The following is a 17,946-nucleotide window of genomic DNA, read 5'->3' as shown; positions in this document are numbered from 1 at the left end:
CAACATAGCCCACACGCCGTGATGACCAGGGATCGAACGGGCGCCCGCTCACCGCCGGTACAGCGTGATCGAGTGTCCGACCGTATCGACGGGACGGCTGCCGGCGATCAGCCGGGCCAGCGGCCCGGTCGCCTTGGCCGCCGCCGAGTCCGACACCACGAGCAGTCCGCGCACCTCCCGCGGGGGCACCTCGCGCGGATCACGGGCCCGGATGCCGTAGTACGACGGCACCCCGCTGCCCTTGTAGACCAGCCAGACCCGTTCGTCCGGGTACCGCTCGCGCAGCCGGTCGGCCAGCCGGCCCAGGTCCTGACCCCAGTCCACGTTCGAGTCGTGCAGCCGCAGCCGGGTCCGCTCCGGACCGCCGAACGCCTCGTTGGAGTACGGGAGATAGTAGGGGAACGTCCGCAGCGAACTGACCGCGACGAACACCACCAGCGCCGCCACCCCGGCCGTGACCCACCGCCGCCGCACGGCGAGCACGCATCCCGCGGCCACGGCCAGGAACATCGGCATGAACAAGGCGTACCGCGTCCCGAAGTTGCGCGCCCCGAGCATCGCCGCGACCAGCAGGACGGCGGCGGGCACCAGCAGATACGGCGCCGCGGGCCGCAGCCGCCGGACCGCGAGCACCGCCGCCGCGCCCGCCGCCCAGAGCGCGAGCATGCCGAGCGGCGTCTTCACGAGCAGCGCGGCCGGCAGGTAGTACCAGAGCGCCCCGGTGTAGAGCCGGCCGAACAGGAAGCCCTGCCAGGGGTGGTTCTCGAAGGCGAACTGGACGCGCATGCCGTCCCGGTACGACTCGGGGAACGGCAGCAGGTCCACCGCCAGGCCCCGCAGGCCGCGCACGACCGGCACCGGCTGGTCCGGGTTCCAGCGCAGCCGGGGATCGACCACCAGATACGTCACCCAGACGACGGCGACCGCGACCAGCGCCACGACGCCGGCCGCCGCGGCCGCCCGGCGCAGCGCCAGGCGCCGGGGCTGCGACGGCGACCGCGCGGACCACACGGACAGCGCGGTGAGCGCGAGCAGGACGGGCACGGCGGGGAGCGCGCTCATCTTCGTGGCCAGGGCCGCCCCGAGCGCCGCCCCGGCGAGCGGCACGTACCTGCGAGGCCGGTCGCGCGCCCGCCACGCCAGCCACACGGAGGTCAGCACGAACCCGGCCGCCGGGACGTCCAGCGTGGCGAGCGAACCGTGCGCGACGAGGTCGGGGGAGAAGGCGTACAGCCCGAGCGCCGCCAACCCGGCGAGCGTGCCCGCCAGTTCACGCGCGAAGGCGAACACGACCCAGCCGAAGGCCAGCGTCAGGACGATCACGGGGAGCCGCGCGAACAGCATCACCCGCCAGGGGTCGTTGCCGGACTCGTACAACAGGTGCCGGCCCAACTCGCCCTGGTCGCCGCTGAATCGAGCGTCCACGTGCGGACCGGCGAGCGCCACCCCCACCCCGATCACGAGCTTGCCGAGCGGCGGGTGCTCGGGGTTGTGGACCAGTTCGTGCGCGTGCAGGTACTCGGCGGCCGTCCCCACGTACACGGGTTCGTCGATCGTCGGCGTCTGCTGCACGGCCGACGTCACCATGGCCACGGCCATCTGCCCGAGCAGCAGCACCACCAGCAGGGGCGGCAGCCACCGGCGGGACGGCCTCGCGGGGGCGGGAAGCGTCTTCGGCGGCGCCGGGGGTGTGACCGCGACCGGGTTCCGTTCGAGCGCCATCATCCGCACCTTCCGCCGTGCCCAGGGGTACGGCTCACGCGGGGCCCCGGTTCACTCACGAGGGCAGCGCGGTCGCGGCCGGGACCACCAGGTCGGCCCGGTCCCGGGTCGCGGCGACCAGTTCCGCGTTGCGCTGGTCGGAGCGCATCACCCAGGCCACCGCCTCCTCGTGCGTCTTGCCGAACCGCTCGTGACGGGCGATCAGCCGCCGCAGCCGCTCCCGTTCCTCCAGTTCGCAGAACCACACCTCGTCCAGTTGGGGCCGCACCAGCGCCCAGGCGCCCGTGCCGAGGAGCAGGTAGTTCCCCTCGGTGACGACCAGTCGGGCCGTCGGCTCCACCGGTACGGCGCCGGCGATCGGCTGCTCCAGGACGCGTTCGAACCCGGGGGCGTAGACGGTGCCCTCGCCGGGTTCCTCGCGCAGCCGCCGCAGGAGGGCCGCGTATCCGGCCGCGTCGAACGTGTCCGGGGCGCCCTTGCGGTCGCGGCGGCCGAGCCGTTCGAGCTCGGCGTCGGCGAGATGGAAGCCGTCCATGGGCACGTGCGCGACCCAGGGGTCGCCCGGGCCGTTCAGCTCCCGCACCAGGGTCTCGGCCAGGGTCGTCTTTCCCGCCCCGGGGCTGCCCGCGATGCCCAGGACGGCACGGCCACCCCCGTCGGCCAGGGCGCGGGCACGGTCGAGGAGGTCTGCGAAGGTCGGAGCCACACAGCAGAGTGTGGCATCCGGGTGGCGCCGGCCCACTTCCGGTGGGCGCGCTGACCGGGGCGGACGCGCCGTCCGTGCGGCACCTGGCCCAACACACCCCACCGCCATGCCCGATACGGGTTAGTTTGTCGGTGTTTTTAATCTTTTCGGCTCCCCGCGCCACTCGCCGGGCCGCGGGGCCAGAAGACCCGCCACGCGCGGGGGTGAGGGGTGATCGATGGCGCACGGCACCAAGCCCATGCTCATCAGCACGGGACGGCCCGACCAGGAGACCGGGGCCGGCGGACCACGACGGCTGCGCGGCGACCTCCTGCTCGCGGCCGTGGCCGGGGCCTTCACCGTCGCGCAACTCCTGCTCGTGGGCCCCGCCATGGGCCTGGGCTGGGACGAGATCGTCTACGTCAGCCAGGTCTCCGCCGACCGGCCCGCCGCCTTCTTCAGCGCCCCCCGCTCCCGCGGCGTCTCCCTGCTGGCGTGGCCCGTCGCCTCCTGGTCGTCGTCCACGGTCCTGCTCCGCGTCTACCTCGCCGTCCTCTCCGGACTCGGCCTGTACATCGCCCTGCGGGTGTGGCGCGGGCTCTTCCCAGCCCGGGTCCTGGCCGGCGCAGGCGTCTTCTTCGTCACCCTGTGGATCACGATGTTCTACGGCCCGCAGGCCATGCCCAACCTCTGGGTCGCGTTCGGCGCGCTGATCTGCGTCGGCTGCTTCCTGCGGGTGAGCGCCGACCGCTTCGACACCCCCGCCCTGTGGGGCGTCGTCGGGGGCGCCGCGCTGATGGCCTGGATGCGGCCCACGGACGCGGTGTGGGTGACGTTGCCGCTGCTCGTCCTCGTGGCCGTCCGGCGCCGTTGGCGGCTCGGCGCCGCGCTCGTCGGGGGCCTGGCCGCCGGGGGCGTCGAGTGGGTCGTCGAGGCGTTCCTCGCCTTCGGCGGACTGCGCGAACGGCTCAACGAGGCGTCCCGCATCCAGGGCGACCTGGGCTGGAACATCGCCGTCGACGACCAGATGCGCAGCCTCATGGGGTCCGCCCTGTGCCGGCCCTGCGGCGGCGAACTCCCCGACCCGGGCATCTACGCCTGGTGGCTGACGCTCCCGGTGCTCGCCGGCTACGGCCTGTTCGTCGCCGTCCGTGCCGGCCGCACCCGGCGCACCCTGCTCCCGCTGGCCTGCGCCACCACGGCCGCCGTCCCCTACCTGTTCCTCATCGGCTACGCCGCCCCCCGCTTCCTGCTGCCCGCCTACGCGCTGCTCGCCATCCCGGTCGTGGACGCGCTGTTCCACCTGGCCGTCGGCAAGGACGGGCGCCGGCGCCCGGTGGCCCTCGGCGTGATCGGACTGGCCCTGATCGCTCACCTGAGCGTGCAGTTCTCCGTCCTGGACAGCACCGTGGACCGCACCACCGAGGCCCGCATCGCCTGGGCCCGTTCAGCCACCGAACTGCACCGGCTCGGCGTACGCCCGCCCTGCCTGCTCACCGGCGAGCAGTCCATCCCCATCGCCTTCTACGCCGGCTGCTCCTCCGGTGCCGTCAGCGGCCACAACGCCGACACCTCCGAGGCCGCGATCCTGGACGCCGCCCGGCACACCCCCGTGGCGGCCCTCAGCCGGCGCCGCGACGACGGCCCGTCCTACGCCCGCACCTGGGAACTGCACCACCTGCCCCGCCTGGACGCCCGCGTCGCCCCGCTCCCGGGCGCGGGCGGACCTGGATGACGCCGGACCCGGCGCTCACCCCCGCCCGGCGCGCACGCGCCTACGCGCACACCGCCCTCACCCTCGCCGTCCTGCTGGCCGTGGCCTGGCTGGCCCGCCGGCACTGGCCGGTGCTGCACACCGGCGCCGTCCGGCTCGCCGCCGCCGACCGGGCGTGGCTGCTCGCGGCGGCCGCGGCCACCCTGGCCACCTGGCCGTGCGCGGCGCTCGCCCAGCAGGGCGCCGTCCTGCGGCGGCTGCCGCCCACCGCCCTGGTGGCCGCCCAGTTCGCCGCGTCCGCCGCGGGCCATGTGCTGCCCGTCGGACTCGGCTCCGGGGCGGTCAACCTGCGCTACCTCGTGCGGGCCGGCCTGCCGCTCGCCCGCGCCGTCACCGCGCTGGCGGTCAAGGGCACCGCCGGGGTGGCCGTGCGGGCCGCCCTGGTCGCCGGCCTCGTCCTCGCCTGCCCGGGCGTGCTGCGCCTGCCGAGGGACGGCGGGGGAGTACCGGCCGCCCTGTGCGCGGCGGCCCTGTGCCTCCTGCTGCTGAGCGACACCGTACGGTCCCGGGGCCGCGCAGCCCTGGTCGCGCTGCGCGGCCACGGTGTCGCCGTCCACGCCCGGCCGGCCCGGGCCGCGGCCCTGTGGGGCGGCTCCCTCGGATACGTCCTGGCGCACTGCGCCACGCTGACCGCCGTCGCCCACGCGGTCGGGCTGACCCTCGGCCCGGCCCGCCTGGCCCTGCTGTACCTCGCGGCGAGCGGGGCGGCCGCGCTGCTGCCGACGCCCGGCGGCCTCGGCTCCCTGGACGCCGTGCTCGCCTACGCCCTCACCACGGCCGGGGCCCCGGCGGCCACCGCCGCCTCCGCGGTCCTCGGCTACCGGCTGCTGACGGTGTGGCTGCCGCTGCTGCCGGGCCTGCTGGTCCTGGCGCTGCTGATCCGGCGCCGGACACTGTGAGACGTACGGCGCTCAGTGCCGTACCTCGATCTCGCGCCGCCAGCGCACGACCTGCTTGGCCGGGTCACCGGTGTACGCCCACGGGGTGCGGGTGGCCCGCCCGGCCAGCAACCGCAGCAGCGGCCCGGCGACGTCCCGGACGCCTGCCTGACAGGCGGCGTGCGCCAGGTGGTTGAGGTCCCGCACCTCGGCCGGGGCGACGTCGGTCCCCGGGCGCCCCATGATCCAGCGCTCCCAGGTACGGCGTACGTCCCCGACGGCGCCCGGACCGCTCCAGTGCGTGCCGAGCCCCATGGACGCGTGCTGACCGCCGCTGGCGTCCAGGGCGAAGCGGTACTCCTCGACCCGGGCGTACTGGACCAGCACCGGCAGCGGACAGCCCGGTGGCGCCACCCCGGCCGCGTCCCGGGCGAAGTCGTACATCAGCCCGTGCGAACCGTGCCAGCGCGCCGAGTAGTAGTGGAGCACCTGCAGGTGCCCCTCCACGCTGTACGGGTCGCGCCCGTGCAACTCGTCCCACCAGCGGCCCAGTTCCTGCCGCCGCACCCCCGACGGATACAGCCGCGCGACGGAGATCAGCGACACCCACGGGGTCGGGTCCGCCGGGTGCGCCTCGGTGGCCCGCAGACACGCGAGCACCGCCGCGTCGACGCGCCGCTGGTCGACGGGGACGCCCCGGCCGGCGGCCACGGCGAGGCTGAACGCCCGGGCCGTCTCGGTCGCCGCCCGCAGCACGAGCGCGTCCGCGTCACGGGGTTCGGCGGCCAGCCATGACTCCGCCGTAGAACTGGCCGCGCACGCCTGCGCGAGCGAGCGGACCCGGTGCCCGCGGGACGCCCAGCGGGGGCCGGTGTCCCGCAGCAGCTCCCGCAGGCCCTGCCAGCGGCCGATGACGATGTCCTGCCGGGCCCGGGTGAGGGCGGCGTCGCCGCAGTCGGGGTCGAAGTCGGGGGTGAGATCGCGTCGGGAACCGCCTCGCGCCATCCTGGGCCTCCGTCAGAAGTCGGTGGGAGAGCCCTCGTGGACGAGGGAGGGGGAGGCGCCGCGGGCGGCGGGCACGTAGTCCGCCTCGACGGTCCGCGTGGCGTCCAGCGCGGCCGGCCGGTAGTAGTCGCTGCCCTGCCGCCAGTACCACAGCATCGGGATCGCCCCGACGGCCAGACCGCCGATGCCGATGCCGATCGCGCAGCCGCTCAGCTCGCCCAGCGACTCGACGAGGATCGCGAACATGAACAGCGACCCGAACAGCGGCCACACCCCGCCCAGCACGAAGTCCCGCACCGACCTGAAGAGCAGCCTGCGGTACGCGACGACCGCCGCGAGGCCCGTCAGCCCGTAGTAGACGGCGATCTGCAACCCGATCGCGGCGATCGCCTCGTGGAGGATGTCGCCCACCGTGCCGAGGAGGTTGGACGCGACGAACATCGCCGGCGCCACCACGCCGACGACCGCGACCGCCACCCACGGCGTGTTCCAGCGCCGGTGCACCCGGCCGAGCGCGGCCGGCATCGTGCGGTCCCGGCCCATCGCGAACAGGGAGCGCGTCACCTGGATCAGTGTGGTCTCCAGGGTCGCGACGGTGGACAGCATCACCGCCCCGATCAGCACCTTGCCGCCCCAGCCCGGCCAGACCTCCTCGCCGAGCACGGCCAGCACGTTCGCGTCGTTCTCCCGGATCTGCCGGGACGACAGGATGACGTTGACGGCGATGGTGAAGACCTCGAACAGCAGGAAGACGACGCCCACGCCGACCAGCCCGGCGAGGCCCGTCGTCCGCCGGCTGTCCCGGGTCTCCTCGCTGAGGTTGCTCGCGACGTCCCAGCCCCAGTAGTAGAACGCGGCGATCAGCGCCCCGGAGGCGAACCCGGCGAGGCCGTCGAAGTGCCCGAAGCCCAGCCACGACCAGTCGAACGCGCGGGCCCCCTCGGCCCGGAACAGGGCGAGCACCGCGAACAGCCCCAGGATGAGGAGTTCGGCCCCCGTCAGCACGAACTGGGCCCGCACGGTGAGCCGGGCCCCGCCCAGCACCACCAGCAGCATGACCAGGAACCAGCAGGCGCCCACCAGCGTGGACAGCGCGGTGTCATGGGCGAGCCCCTCGTCGAAGAGGGCCAGCGTCATCGCACCGGCCGGCAGCGAGCCCGCCACCATGAAGATCGTCGCCGAGACGACCAGCGCCCAGCCGCTGAGGAAACCCAGGAACGGATGCAGGGTGCGCCCGACCCACGAGTAGCCCGCTCCGGCGTTCACGGCGATCCGGTTGAGCCGGCTGAAGGCGAGCGCGATGCCCAGCATGGGTATCGCGCAGTACAGCAGCGCGGCGGGGCTGGCCAGGCCCACCGCGCCCACCAGGACCGCGGTGGTCGCGGCGATCGAGTACGCCGGGGCACTGCCCGCGACCGCCATCACCACGGTGTCGAAGGTGCCGAGGGCGTTGGCCTGGAGCCCTCTGCCCCTGGGGTTGCTCATGGCTGCGCCGCTTTCCGTCGTGCACGGCGCACGGGGCCCCGGCCCAGGCGCCGTAAAGACTGTGTGGGGGGTGGGAAAACGCCACGAGCCTCCAAGGGATGACCTCGGATCGCGGGCGGCCGACATGGGGGTGGCGGACACTGTACGCCGTTGCGTCGCCGGGTGGTCACGCGGTGTGCGCGAGTGATGATAGCCACAAGTGGGCGGCCGTACGGGCGCGTCGGGGATCTTCCCGGGTTGGACACGGCGCTTTGGGAAACGCGGTTCAGGACACGCGCGGGCACGACAGCCGCCGCGCCTTGAAGTGAGGGAGGCAGGCATGGGCGAGAACACCCCCGAGCCGGTGGCCGACGACGCGTACCAGCCGACCGGCAGCAACGAGGAGCAGGAGGACGCGGCGCCGCTCGACATGCAGGACGCCCTCGACGAGCGGACGTACGACGACACCCTCGACGAGGGCTACTCGCCGCCGGAGAGGCCGCTCGGCGTGACCAAGTACGGCACCACGGCGGCCGAGCAGCACGAGGGAGAGAGCCTCGACCAGCGGCTGGCCGAGGAGGTCCCGGACGTCGGCGCGCCCGCCGGTGACGACGTGGGCGACCTGCCCGAAGGCGAGGGCGAACCCCTGGACCCGGAGGCGGGCGACGAGCGGGCCGGCCGCCTGGTCGCCCCGGACGAGGGCGCGCACGCCGACGCCGTGAAGGAGGAGATCGCCTCCGACGTGGGCATCGACGCCGGGGCGGCCGGCGCCGAGGAGGCCGCGATGCACGTGGTGGACGACGAGGACCTGTAGGCCCCCCGACCCCTGGGCCCCCGCCCCCGGACCGCTCAGTCGACGATGTGGTCGATCTGCCGCAGCCGGTTCGTGGCGTCGAGGGCGGCCACCTTGTAGGACTCCGCCAGCGTCGGATAGTTGAACACCGCGTCGACCAGGTAGTCGACGGTCCCGCCGCACCCCATCACCGACTGTCCGATGTGGATGAGCTCGGTCGCGCCCGTGCCGAAGCAGTGGACCCCAAGCAACGTGCGGTCCTCGGGGGAGACCAGCAGCTTCAGCATGCCGTGCGAGTCGCCGATGATCTGCCCGCGGGCCAGCTCGCGGTAGCGGGAGATGCCGACCTCGAACGGCACCCGGTCCTCCGTGAGCTGGTCCTCGGTCCGGCCGATGAAGCTGATCTCCGGGATGGTGTAGATCCCGATGGGCTGCAGGTGGTGCATCCGGCCGACGGGCTCCCCGCAGGCGTGGTACGCCGCCGCCCGGCCCTGTTCCATCGAGGTGGCCGCCAGCGCGGGGAACCCGATGACGTCGCCGACCGCGTAGATGTGCGGCACCTCGGTGCGGTAGTGCTCGTCCACCGCGATCCGGCCGCGGGTGTCCGCGCCCAGCCCGGCCTTGGCCAGGTCCAGTTCGTCGGTGAGGCCCTGCCGGCCCGCCGAGTACATCACGGCGTCGGCCGGTATCTTCTTGCCGCTCTCCAGCACGGTGAGCGTGCCGCGGGCGTGCCGCTCCACCGCGGCGACCGTCTCGCCGAAGCGGAACGTCACCGCGAGGTCCCGCAAGTGGTACTTGAGCGACTCGATGACCTCGACGTCGCACATGTCGAGCATCCCCGGGCGCTTCTCGACCACGGTGACCTTGCTGCCGAGCGCGGCGAACATCGACGCGTACTCCATGCCGATCACCCCGGCGCCGACGATCACCATGGACCGCGGGACCCGCTCCAGGGACAGCACGTTGTCCGAGTCCATGATCGTCCGCCCGTCGAACTCCACACTGGCGGGCCGCGCGGGCCGGGTGCCGGTGGCGATGACGACGTGCTCGGCGGTGAGCAGCCGCTCCTGGCCGGTGATCTCGCGCAGGGCGACCGTGTGCGGGTCGACGAAGCGGCCGACGCCGGCGTACAGGGAGACCTGGTTGCGGGAGAGCTGGCTGCGGATGACGTCGACCTCGCGGCCCACCACGTGCCGGGTGCGCGAGGTCAGGTCGGCGACGGTGATGTCGTCCTTGAGGCGGTAGCTCTGCCCGTACAGATCGCGCTGGGTGAGGCCGGTCAGATACAGCACGGCCTCGCGCATGGTCTTGGACGGGATGGTCCCGGTGTGGATGGAGACGCCGCCGACCATGTCGGGGCGGTCCACGACGGCGACGCGACGGCCGAGCTTGGCGGCGGCGATGGCGGCCTTCTGGCCGCCCGGTCCGGATCCGATGACGAGCATGTCGTAGTCGGGCACCTCAGGAGTCTGGCAGCCGGTGGCCTTCTTCCGGAAGGGTGAGCGGGCAACCATCCGCGCGGCGGCGGTCCGTGGGCACGTCAGCGCGGGCGGTCCGCCCGCCCCGCGCGGATAATGGCCGTCATGGGTCACCGACTCGCCGACGCGAGCGCACCGGCCCGGCTGGCCGGCCCCGGCGAGGGCATCGGCCCGGACGAGCTGGCGCTCGCCGCGCGCAACCACGGTCTGCCGCTGGAGACGTTGCGCCACGACCTCACCCCGCCGGGCCTGCACTACGTGCTCACGCACTACGACATCCCCTACGTCCCCGACGGCACCGCCTGGCGGCTGGCCGTCGACGGCCGGGTCCGGCGCCCGCTGAGCCTCGCCCCGGCCGACCTCGCGGCGTTCCCACCCGTGACCACCCGCGTCACGCTGGAGTGCGCCGGCAACGGGCGGGCCCTGCTGGAGCCCCGGCCGGTCAGCCAGCCCTGGCTCGTGGAGGCCGTCGGCACCGCCGAGTGGACCGGCGTCCCGCTGCGGCTGCTGCTCGCCGAGGCGTCGGTGCGGGCGGAGGCCGTCGACGTCGTCTTCACCGGCGCCGACCACGGGGTGGAGCGCGGGGTCGAGCAGGACTACCAGCGGGCGCTGCCGATGGAGGTGGCCACGGGCCGGGACCCCGAGGTGCTGGTGGCGTACGCGATGAACGGCTCCCCGCTGCCCCCGCAGCACGGCTTCCCGCTGCGGCTGGTCGTGCCCGGCTGGTACGGCATGGCCCACGTCAAGTGGCTGCGCGCCATCACGGTCGCCGACGAGCCGTTCACCGGGTTCCAGCACACCGCCGCCTACCGGCTGCGCCGGCTGCCCGAGGACCCGGGGGAGCCCGTGACCCGGATCGCCCCGCGCGCCCTGCTGGTCCCGCCGGGCTTCCCCGACTTCATGTCCCGTTCCCGGGTGCTGCGGCCCGGCCCGGTGACCCTGGAGGGGCGGGCCTGGTCCGGATACGCGCCGGTCACCCGCGTCGAGGTCAGCGCGGACGCGGGCGCCACCTGGCGCGAGGCGGAACTGGAGCCGGGGGACGGGCACCGCTGGGCCTGGCGCCGCTGGCGGCACCCGTGGAAAGCCGTCCCCGGGGAGCATGTGCTCAGCGCTCGCGCGACCGACGCCGACGGCCGTACCCAGCCCCTCCGACAGCCCTGGAACCGTGGGGGGTTCGCCAACAACCTCGTGCAGCGGGTGCCGGTCCTCTGCCTGGACGAGTGACCCCGGTGGGCGTACGCGAGCGCGCGGGCCGCCCCGGGCGTCGGCTCGCGCCCGGGGCGGCCCGCGCGGTCGGGGCGCGGGGGACTTCTACGGCAGCAGCTTCTCCAGGGCGGAGGGACCTTCCGCCTCGATCTTGCGCTTGGCCCATTCCAGGTTGTGCGCGGTGAGGTCCTTGCCCGAGGCAAGCACGATGTCCTCGGGCGACACCTCGGTGCCGGTGCGGGCGTGGAGCAGGTCGTCCGGGGTGCAACGCTCTCCGGACGGCCCGGACGCTTCGGGCTGGGACGTCGGCATCATCTCTGCTCCTCGGATCCGGGGATCTTCGGTTCGGGCCCGGTGCGGTCATCGGGTCTGCTACCCACCATTCATCCCCGGAGCGGCTCCTGCATCCGGAGGACCCGCGGGCCCGCTCGCGCACCGGTGGCCCGGAGCCTCGGGGTACCTCCCCGGGCGGGGAGGAAACCCCGCCCGGGGGGACCGTCCACCCCGCGCCGGACGGATCATTCAGGCGAACGGCGTGAGCGTCAGCGTGAGCCCGGTCGGTGCCGTGTCCTGGATGTACGAGGCGAAGTCGGCGACGTCGTCGAAGGCGAAGCCGTACGCCTTTCCGTCCTCGGTGGCCGCGTGCACGGCCTTGGCGTAGTGGTTGGTGAGGTCGGTGCCGTAGAAGGCGGCCGAGTCGGTCGTGGGCTGGGCCGGCTCGCCGAGCAGCGTCGAGCGGTTGAAGCCGGCGCCGAGGATCGCCGCCACCGGCCCGGTGGTGCCGTCGTTGGGGGCGGCCAGATTGCCGTCGCAGAACAGCACGTCACGCGTGGACGGCTTGGCGAAGGAGACCTGGGCGGGGCCGTCGAAGGTGAAGCGGTCGCCGCGCACCCGGCCCGTGAACGTGCCCGCGTTGGTCTTCACGGTGAGGTCCCGGGCCGTGTACGTGCTCCACACCTCGTCGATGTACGGGGCGAAGTAGTCCTTGGCGAACAGGCCGGCGTCCAGGCCGTGGCCGGGGGCGATGACCCGGGTGTCGTCCACGACGAGCCGGTCGAACCCCTCCGCCCTGCGGACCGCGTCGAAGACGCCCGCGCGCCCGCCGGCCTTCAGCCTGCCCGTCGTCTGGTCCTTGTCGCCGGTGAGCCGGATGCTCAGCGGGACGCTGAACATGTCGACCATCGTGGTGTTGCAGAACATCCCGGAGGAGTTGAACGTGAACTCGGCGCAGTCGTGCAGCACCGGGAAGTTGGGGTCCGAGGAGACCCAGCCGGCCGGGTACTGGAGCGCGGCGTTCCCGTTGCCGTCGGCGACGGCCTTGAACTTGAGCTTCTCGCCGAGCGCCACGTAGATCCGGCCGGACATGTGGGGGAGGGACAGCTTGGTCTCGCCGCTCCCGGCGAGGCTGATCGCGTAGTCGGTGAAGCCGTCGGCACCGTTGTCCGACAGGGCGATCGGCGCGAGGGTGCCGTCCGGGGTGAGGCGCACCTGACGCCCGTCCTGGTTGCCGACGACGTAGACGTGGACGTTCGCGTTGTCGAACTCGCCACTGTTGTTGACGATCGTCAGCGGCAGCGTGTCCGCCGCGGCCTTCGGATCGCCGTCCTCCGAGGTTCCCGCGAGGGCGTACGGCGCCACGGTGGCGATGGCGGGGACGGCGACCGCCGCGCCGCCGAGGGCGAACAGGAGCCGGCGGCGGCCGAGGGGGCGCTGGTGTCGGGATGTCATGTGGGGGGTCTCCCGGGGGTGTTGAGCGGGTGCCTTGTTCGGGCGGCTGCCTCCGGTATCCGTGAAAGCCTTCTGAGAGCGCTCTCTGAAACGGAGGGGCGTGCCGCCGATGGGCCCCGATGGTACGCACCCCCTCCGCCGGAGCCAACAGGTCCGCACAGAACTGAAAGCGCGCTGACCTGCGAGGATGGCGATGGTCATGAAATGTACACGATCGTTTAATCTTTGCCTAAGGCACGCTTAAGGCGTCATGGGCGTCTGAGAGCGCTCCCTGGAGCGGGCGTCCGGGCGCGTCGACCAGTGAAAAGGCGTGGACGGCGGCGTAAGGGCCCACGTACCGTCCGGGGGCTTTCACCGTCCGCAACCCGGAGGACTTCATGACCGACCCGGTCATCCGCACGCTCACCGCCGACGACGCCGCGCTCTTCGACGCCCACCCCGATCCCCTCGCCGCCGCCGAAGGGCACCGGAAGACAGTGTTCCGCCCCGAGTGGAAACGGGTGGCGCTGCGTGACGGAGCCGTGGTCGCCCGCGGCGCCTGGTGGGGCGGTCCGAACGACCAGGAGCCGGTCAACGTCAACTGGTTCGACGTCGCCGAGGGCGAGGAGGAGGCCGGGGCCGCGCTGCTGCGCACCTCGCCCTGGCAGGTCGAACTGGAGATCAACCTGCCCGGCGGCTGGCGGGACGACCCCGTTCTCAGGGCGGCCGCCGAGGCCCGCTTCGCCGCCGCACGCGCGGCCGGCTACACCCTGCTCGTCGAGCGCTTCCAGTACCGCTGGACGCCCGACCTGGGGCTGCCCGAACGCCCCGGACGTCTGCGGTTCGAGCCCGAGCCCGACGACGCCGTCTTCTTCGACGCCCTGCGGCGCATCCACTCCGTCACCCTGGACGCCCACGCGCTGCGGGCCAAGGAGAAGGGCGGCCTCGACCTGGCCGCCCAGGAGGAGCTGGACTTCTTCCACTGGTGCCCCTCCCCGCGGGAGTGGTGGCAGATCGCCCGGACGCCCGACGGTGAGCTGGCCGGCATCCACATCCCCGCGCACAACCCGTCCGGGCCGACCATCGGGTTCATCGGTGTCGTCCCCGAGCAGCGCGGCCACGGCTACGCCTACGACCTGCTCGCCGAGTGCACCCACCACCTGGTCCGGCACGGCGCCGAGCGGGTCACCGCCTCCACCGACCAGGGCAACGCCCCCATGGCCGCCCACTTCGCCAAGGCGGGCTTCCCCGTGGTCAACGAACGCATCAACTTCCAGCCATCGAGCGGCGATTAGCCGAATCGCTCAGGACGGGCCGCCCGCCCCGCCGCGTGCCGCGTGCCGCAGCCGGGCGGCGTCCCGGCTGGGCGGTGTCCCGAACTGACGGCGGTACTCCCGGCTGAACTGCGAGGGGTTGTCGTAGCCGACGCTGCGGCCGACGCCCGTGACGTCGCCGGGCCGGGTGGCCAGCAGCAGCCGGGCCTCCTGGAGGCGGATCCGTTTCTGGAACTGGATGGGGCTCATCGCGGTCACCGCCTGGAAGTTGCGGTAGAACGCGGAGGTGCTCATGCCGGACATCCGGGCCACGTCCTCGACCTGGAAGGGCTCCGTGTAGTGCTCGCGGATCCAGCGCACGGCCCGCGAGACGTGGCTCAGACCGCTGTCGGCGAGGCCGAGTTGACGTACCGTCGCCCCCTGCTCGCCGGTGATCACCCGCCACAGGATCTCCCGTTTGACGAGTGGGGCCAGCACGTCGCGGTCGCGTGGCTCGTCGAGCAGGCGCAGCAGCCGGACCACGGCGTCCAGCAGCGCGTCGGAAGCCGTGCTGACGGCGATCCCCGAAGGCGTGCCCCCGCCGCCGGTCCGGGCGCCCGCCCCCGGCCCGGCCTGGAGCAGCAGCTCCGCGACCGCCGACGGCTCCAGGACCATGCCGAAGCCCAGCGCCGGGTGCTCGGGGTCGGCCCGGGTGAAATGGCCGGTGACCGGCAGGTCGACGGACGCGACCAGATACTCGCCGGGGCCGTACTCGAAGACGCGGTCCCCGAGAGCGAGCCGTTTGGCGCCCTGGGCGATGACCGCGAGGATCGTGCCCGACGTCTCGGGCGCCGGGGGCCCGGACCGGTCGACCCTCGCCACATGGACGCCCTCGATCGCGGTCGTGGCGTCGGGCCGCGCGTGCCGGGCCAGCAGCGCTCTGAGCTCGGTGAGGTCCATGCGCCCATTGCAGCACCCCGCCGGGCGCCCGTTCCCGTGCGCGAGAGGATCGTGCAGGTCCGCGAGAGGATCGGTCTAACGTTTGCGCAGGTCAGAGGCTTTGAATGGAGGCATCGAGGTTGTTCCGGGGAGAGCCGGGGCGACAGATCTGAACCATTTCCGTGAAGGGGAGACGCCATGAAGGTCGCCATCGTCACCGGGGCCAGCTCCGGCATCGGGCGCAGCGCCGCCGTCGAGATCGCCCGGCGGGGCGCCGGGGTGATCCTCACCTACGGCAGGAACAAGGAGGGCGGCCTGGAGACCGTCGCCGAGATCGAGCGGGCCGGCGGCACCGCCGTCGCCCTGCCCCTCGACGTCGGTGACAGCGCCGGTTTCCCGGCCTTCCGCGACGCCGTCGCGGACGCCCTGCGGGACACCTGGGACCGCGACACCTTCGACCACCTCGTGAACAACGCCGGCATCGCCCACACCGCGATGTTCGAGGACACGACCGAGGAGGACTTCGACCGGCTGATGCGGGTGCTGCTGAAGGGTCCCTACTTCCTCACCCAGACCCTGCTCCCGCTGCTGGCGGACGGCGGCGCAGTCGTCAACACGAGCAGCAATGTCACGTCCTCGGGGATGCAGCCCGGCTACTCCGCCTACGCCGCGGTCAAGGGCGGCCTGGACGTCCTGACCCGGTGCCTGGCCAAGGAATTCAGCACGCGCGGCATCCGTGTCAACGGTGTCGCGCCGGGCGCGACCCGCACCCGGCTCGGCGACGACGCCTTCACCCGGTTCCCGGAGATCATCCCGGTGCTCGCCGAGCGGACCGCGCTGGGCCGGGTCGGGGAGCCCGACGACATCGGCGCGATGATCGCGGCCCTCGTCTCCGACGAGAGCCGCTGGGTCACCGCCCAGACCATCGAGGTGTCCGGCGGCTACAACCTCTGACGCGTGTTCCGCCCCGGGAGCGGCCGGGCCGCCGGCGGGTCACGCCGGCGGCCCGCTCGTCAGCCCGCGGCGCCGAGCCGGGCCTCCGCGTCCGCCAGGATCTCCGTCACCCGCAGGCCGAACCGCGCGTCACAGGCGTGCGGTTCTCCGGTGTGGACCGCGTCCAGCAGGGCGTCCGCCGCCCGGCCCAGCGCGTCCACCGCGGTCGCGCCGGACTCCGGGAGCAGCGCCACCCCGGCCGGGCCCCGCAGCTCCACCGTCGCGCCGGCCGACGCGGGAGGCGCCGTGAGACTCAGGGTGAGCGTGCTGGACGCGCCGCCGGTGTGCTCCAGAACCAGGTGGACCGTGTCCCCGGGCCCGTGCGCGGCCGCCGCGACCCGGCGGGCGTCGCCCAGGACCGGCAGGAGCACCGACAGGGCGTGAGGGCCGACGTCCCACAGGGCGCCCTTGTCCCGCCGCCACGGAGAGTCCGCGAACGGGCTGTCGTCGCCGCTGAACACCGCGCCCAGCCACTCGGCCCGGCCCGTGAACCAGTTCCCGGCGGCGGACTGCCGGCCGATCCATTCCTCGATCTCCGGCTGGAACCGCGCGGTGAAGAACACCACCGACGCCACCCCGGTCGCCTCGGTGGCCGCCACGACGTCCCGGGCCTGCACGGCCGTCGGCGCGAGCGGCTTGTCGAGCAGCAGATGCCGGCCGGCCCGCGCGGCCCGGGCCGCCAGGTCCGCCTGGATGTCCGGCGGCAGCGCCACGGCCACCGCGTCCACGTCGGCGATCAGCGCGTCGACGTCGTCGTAGGCGCGGACGCCGTGGGCGTCGGCGAGTTCCTTCGTGGGAGCCGTACGGCGGCCCCACACCCCCACGAAGTCCAGCTCGCCGTGCTCGCTCAGCGCGGGGGCGTGGGCCATCCGGGCCCACGGGCCGGTTCCGAGCAGTCCGATGCGCATGCCGCCGCCTCTCACAGTCCGGGAAACACCGGCCGAGCGTGCCACACAGGTCCGGGCACGGCGCAAGCGGCCCGGTTTGCGGTCCCCGCCTCCGGGGACCCGCCACGCGATTCAGCGGCGCCGTCGCTGAATGCGTTCTCATTCCTCTATTGGACCTTGCGCGGCACGGCGGTCAGGCTGGTGGGGTCCGGGAACGTTCACCACCGCCCGACGCGAAAGAGGTCACGATCCCATGCACACCCGCCGTATCGGGGACGTAGAGGTCAGCGCCATCGGACTGGGCGGGATGCCCATGTCCATCGAGGGACGCCCGGACGAGGCCCGGTCCCTCGCCACATTGCACGCCGCGCTCGACGCGGGCGTCACGCTCATCGACACCGCCGACGCCTACCACCGCGACGCCGACGAGGTCGGCCACAACGAGACCCTGATCGCCAAGGCCCTCGCCTCCCACGACCGCGGCAAGGACGTCCTCGTCGCCACCAAGGGCGGCCACCTGCGCCCCGGCGACGGCAGCTGGACGCTGGACGGCAGCCCCCGGCACCTGAAGGAGGCCTGCGAGGCGTCCCTGCGCCGGCTCGGCGTGGAGGCCATCGGGCTGTACCAGTTCCACCGCCCCGACCCCCGGGTGCCGTACGCCGAGTCCGTCGGCGCCCTGCGCGAACTGCTCGACGAGGGCAAGATCCGCATGGCGGGCATCTCCAACGCGAACCCCGACCAGATCCGCGAGGCCGACGAGATCCTCGGCGGGCGGCTCGTCTCCGTGCAGAACCAGTTCTCCCCGGCCTTCCGCTCCAGCGAGCCGGAGCTGCGCCTGTGCGACGAGCGCGGCATCGCGTTCCTGCCGTGGAGCCCGCTCGGCGGTATCGCCAAGGCCGGTGAACTCGGCTCCGCCTACGCGCCGTTCGCCCGGGTCGCCGAGGCCCACGGGGTGAGCCCGCAGCAGGTCTGCCTGGCCTGGATGCTCGCCAAGTCGCCGGTGGTCGTGCCGATCCCGGGCTCCAGCCGGCCCGAGACCATCCAGGACTCGCTCGCCGCCGCCGAACTGCGCCTCAGTGAGAAGGAGTTCGCCGAGCTCGACGCCGTGTGAGCCGGCGTCCCCGATTCCACGTCCCGCGGGGAGGGCCGCCCATCCCGACCG

The 17,946-nt window shown here is 73.6% G+C and carries 16 protein-coding genes; 7 read left to right on the top strand and 9 right to left on the bottom strand.

What is annotated here, in order from left to right; genetic code table 11:
• Positions 1-48: 48 nt before the first annotated feature.
• Together ADL34_RS11545 and ADL34_RS11540 are read right to left on the bottom strand one after the other, a co-directional pair.
• The gene (locus ADL34_RS11545) at positions 49-1,725 is read right to left on the bottom strand and encodes an ArnT family glycosyltransferase (protein WP_062672193.1); all 1,677 of its coding nucleotides are present in this window, start codon (positions 1,723-1,725) and stop codon (positions 49-51) included.
• A gap of 52 nt (positions 1,726-1,777) precedes the next feature.
• Complete coding sequence (locus ADL34_RS11540) at positions 1,778-2,428, bottom strand: nucleoside/nucleotide kinase family protein (protein ID WP_062672195.1); 651 nt, start codon at positions 2,426-2,428, stop codon at positions 1,778-1,780.
• Positions 2,429-2,645: 217 nt separating this feature from the next.
• Between ADL34_RS11540 and ADL34_RS11535 the strand changes: the two genes are divergently transcribed.
• Entirely contained in the window at positions 2,646-4,142 is a 1,497-nt protein-coding gene (locus tag ADL34_RS11535; RefSeq protein WP_062672197.1) for a hypothetical protein, read from the top strand.
• On the top strand, positions 4,139-5,080 hold the full coding sequence (locus ADL34_RS11530; RefSeq protein WP_062672200.1) for a lysylphosphatidylglycerol synthase domain-containing protein: 942 nt from the start codon (positions 4,139-4,141) through the stop codon (positions 5,078-5,080). The genes ADL34_RS11535 and ADL34_RS11530 overlap by 4 nt, the downstream gene beginning before the upstream one ends.
• A gap of 12 nt (positions 5,081-5,092) precedes the next feature.
• On the opposite strand, the gene ADL34_RS11525 is transcribed toward ADL34_RS11530, so the two are convergent.
• Together ADL34_RS11525 and ADL34_RS11520 are read right to left on the bottom strand one after the other, a co-directional pair.
• Positions 5,093-6,064, bottom strand: coding sequence for a hypothetical protein (locus ADL34_RS11525; RefSeq protein WP_062672202.1), 972 nt, complete (start codon positions 6,062-6,064; stop codon positions 5,093-5,095).
• 12 nt (positions 6,065-6,076) lie between these two features.
• Positions 6,077-7,549 (bottom strand): APC family permease, encoded by a 1,473-nt coding sequence (locus ADL34_RS11520; protein ID WP_062672204.1) that lies wholly within the window; start codon positions 7,547-7,549, stop codon positions 6,077-6,079.
• A gap of 319 nt (positions 7,550-7,868) precedes the next feature.
• Here ADL34_RS11520 and ADL34_RS11515 point away from each other — a divergent pair, with 319 nt between their 5' ends.
• Entirely contained in the window at positions 7,869-8,342 is a 474-nt protein-coding gene (locus ADL34_RS11515) for a DUF5709 domain-containing protein (protein WP_062672206.1), read from the top strand.
• A 35-nt stretch (positions 8,343-8,377) separates the two neighbouring features.
• On the opposite strand, the gene sthA is transcribed toward ADL34_RS11515, so the two are convergent.
• Positions 8,378-9,781 (bottom strand): Si-specific NAD(P)(+) transhydrogenase, encoded by a 1,404-nt coding sequence (sthA, locus tag ADL34_RS11510; RefSeq protein WP_062672209.1) that lies wholly within the window; start codon positions 9,779-9,781, stop codon positions 8,378-8,380.
• 123 nt (positions 9,782-9,904) lie between these two features.
• Between sthA and ADL34_RS11505 the strand changes: the two genes are divergently transcribed.
• Positions 9,905-11,023: a sulfite oxidase gene (locus ADL34_RS11505; protein ID WP_062672211.1), complete on the top strand. Its 1,119-nt coding sequence runs from the start codon at positions 9,905-9,907 to the stop codon at positions 11,021-11,023.
• An 87-nt stretch (positions 11,024-11,110) separates the two neighbouring features.
• Here ADL34_RS11505 and ADL34_RS11500 read toward each other — a convergent pair whose 3' ends face one another.
• On the bottom strand, positions 11,111-11,317 hold the full coding sequence (locus ADL34_RS11500) for a hypothetical protein (protein ID WP_062672682.1): 207 nt from the start codon (positions 11,315-11,317) through the stop codon (positions 11,111-11,113).
• A gap of 210 nt (positions 11,318-11,527) precedes the next feature.
• On the bottom strand, positions 11,528-12,733 hold the full coding sequence (locus ADL34_RS11495; protein WP_062672213.1) for a glycoside hydrolase family 64 protein: 1,206 nt from the start codon (positions 12,731-12,733) through the stop codon (positions 11,528-11,530).
• 377 nt (positions 12,734-13,110) lie between these two features.
• On the opposite strand from ADL34_RS11495, the gene ADL34_RS11490 reads away from it, so the two are divergent.
• On the top strand, positions 13,111-14,007 hold the full coding sequence (locus tag ADL34_RS11490; RefSeq protein WP_062672215.1) for a GNAT family N-acetyltransferase: 897 nt from the start codon (positions 13,111-13,113) through the stop codon (positions 14,005-14,007).
• A gap of 9 nt (positions 14,008-14,016) precedes the next feature.
• Here the strand turns inward: ADL34_RS11490 and ADL34_RS11485 are convergent, their stop codons facing one another.
• On the bottom strand, positions 14,017-14,925 hold the full coding sequence (locus tag ADL34_RS11485; RefSeq protein WP_062672217.1) for an AraC family transcriptional regulator: 909 nt from the start codon (positions 14,923-14,925) through the stop codon (positions 14,017-14,019).
• Between the two features lie 177 nt (positions 14,926-15,102).
• Between ADL34_RS11485 and ADL34_RS11480 the strand changes: the two genes are divergently transcribed.
• On the top strand, positions 15,103-15,858 hold the full coding sequence (locus ADL34_RS11480; RefSeq protein ID WP_062672219.1) for an SDR family NAD(P)-dependent oxidoreductase: 756 nt from the start codon (positions 15,103-15,105) through the stop codon (positions 15,856-15,858).
• 59 nt (positions 15,859-15,917) lie between these two features.
• Here ADL34_RS11480 and ADL34_RS11475 read toward each other — a convergent pair whose 3' ends face one another.
• Positions 15,918-16,805, bottom strand: a complete 888-nt coding sequence (locus ADL34_RS11475; RefSeq protein WP_062672221.1) for a Gfo/Idh/MocA family protein — start codon at positions 16,803-16,805, stop codon at positions 15,918-15,920.
• Positions 16,806-17,037: 232 nt separating this feature from the next.
• On the opposite strand from ADL34_RS11475, the gene ADL34_RS11470 reads away from it, so the two are divergent.
• On the top strand, positions 17,038-17,895 hold the full coding sequence (locus ADL34_RS11470; RefSeq protein WP_062672223.1) for an aldo/keto reductase: 858 nt from the start codon (positions 17,038-17,040) through the stop codon (positions 17,893-17,895).
• Positions 17,896-17,946: the final 51 nt, after the last annotated feature.

The organism is Streptomyces sp. NRRL WC-3605, from assembly GCF_001509795.1.
In the GTDB taxonomy this organism is placed as follows: Bacteria; Actinomycetota; Actinomycetes; order Streptomycetales; family Streptomycetaceae; genus Streptomyces; species Streptomyces viridochromogenes.
This window is presented reverse-complemented; position numbering and strand designations above follow the sequence as displayed.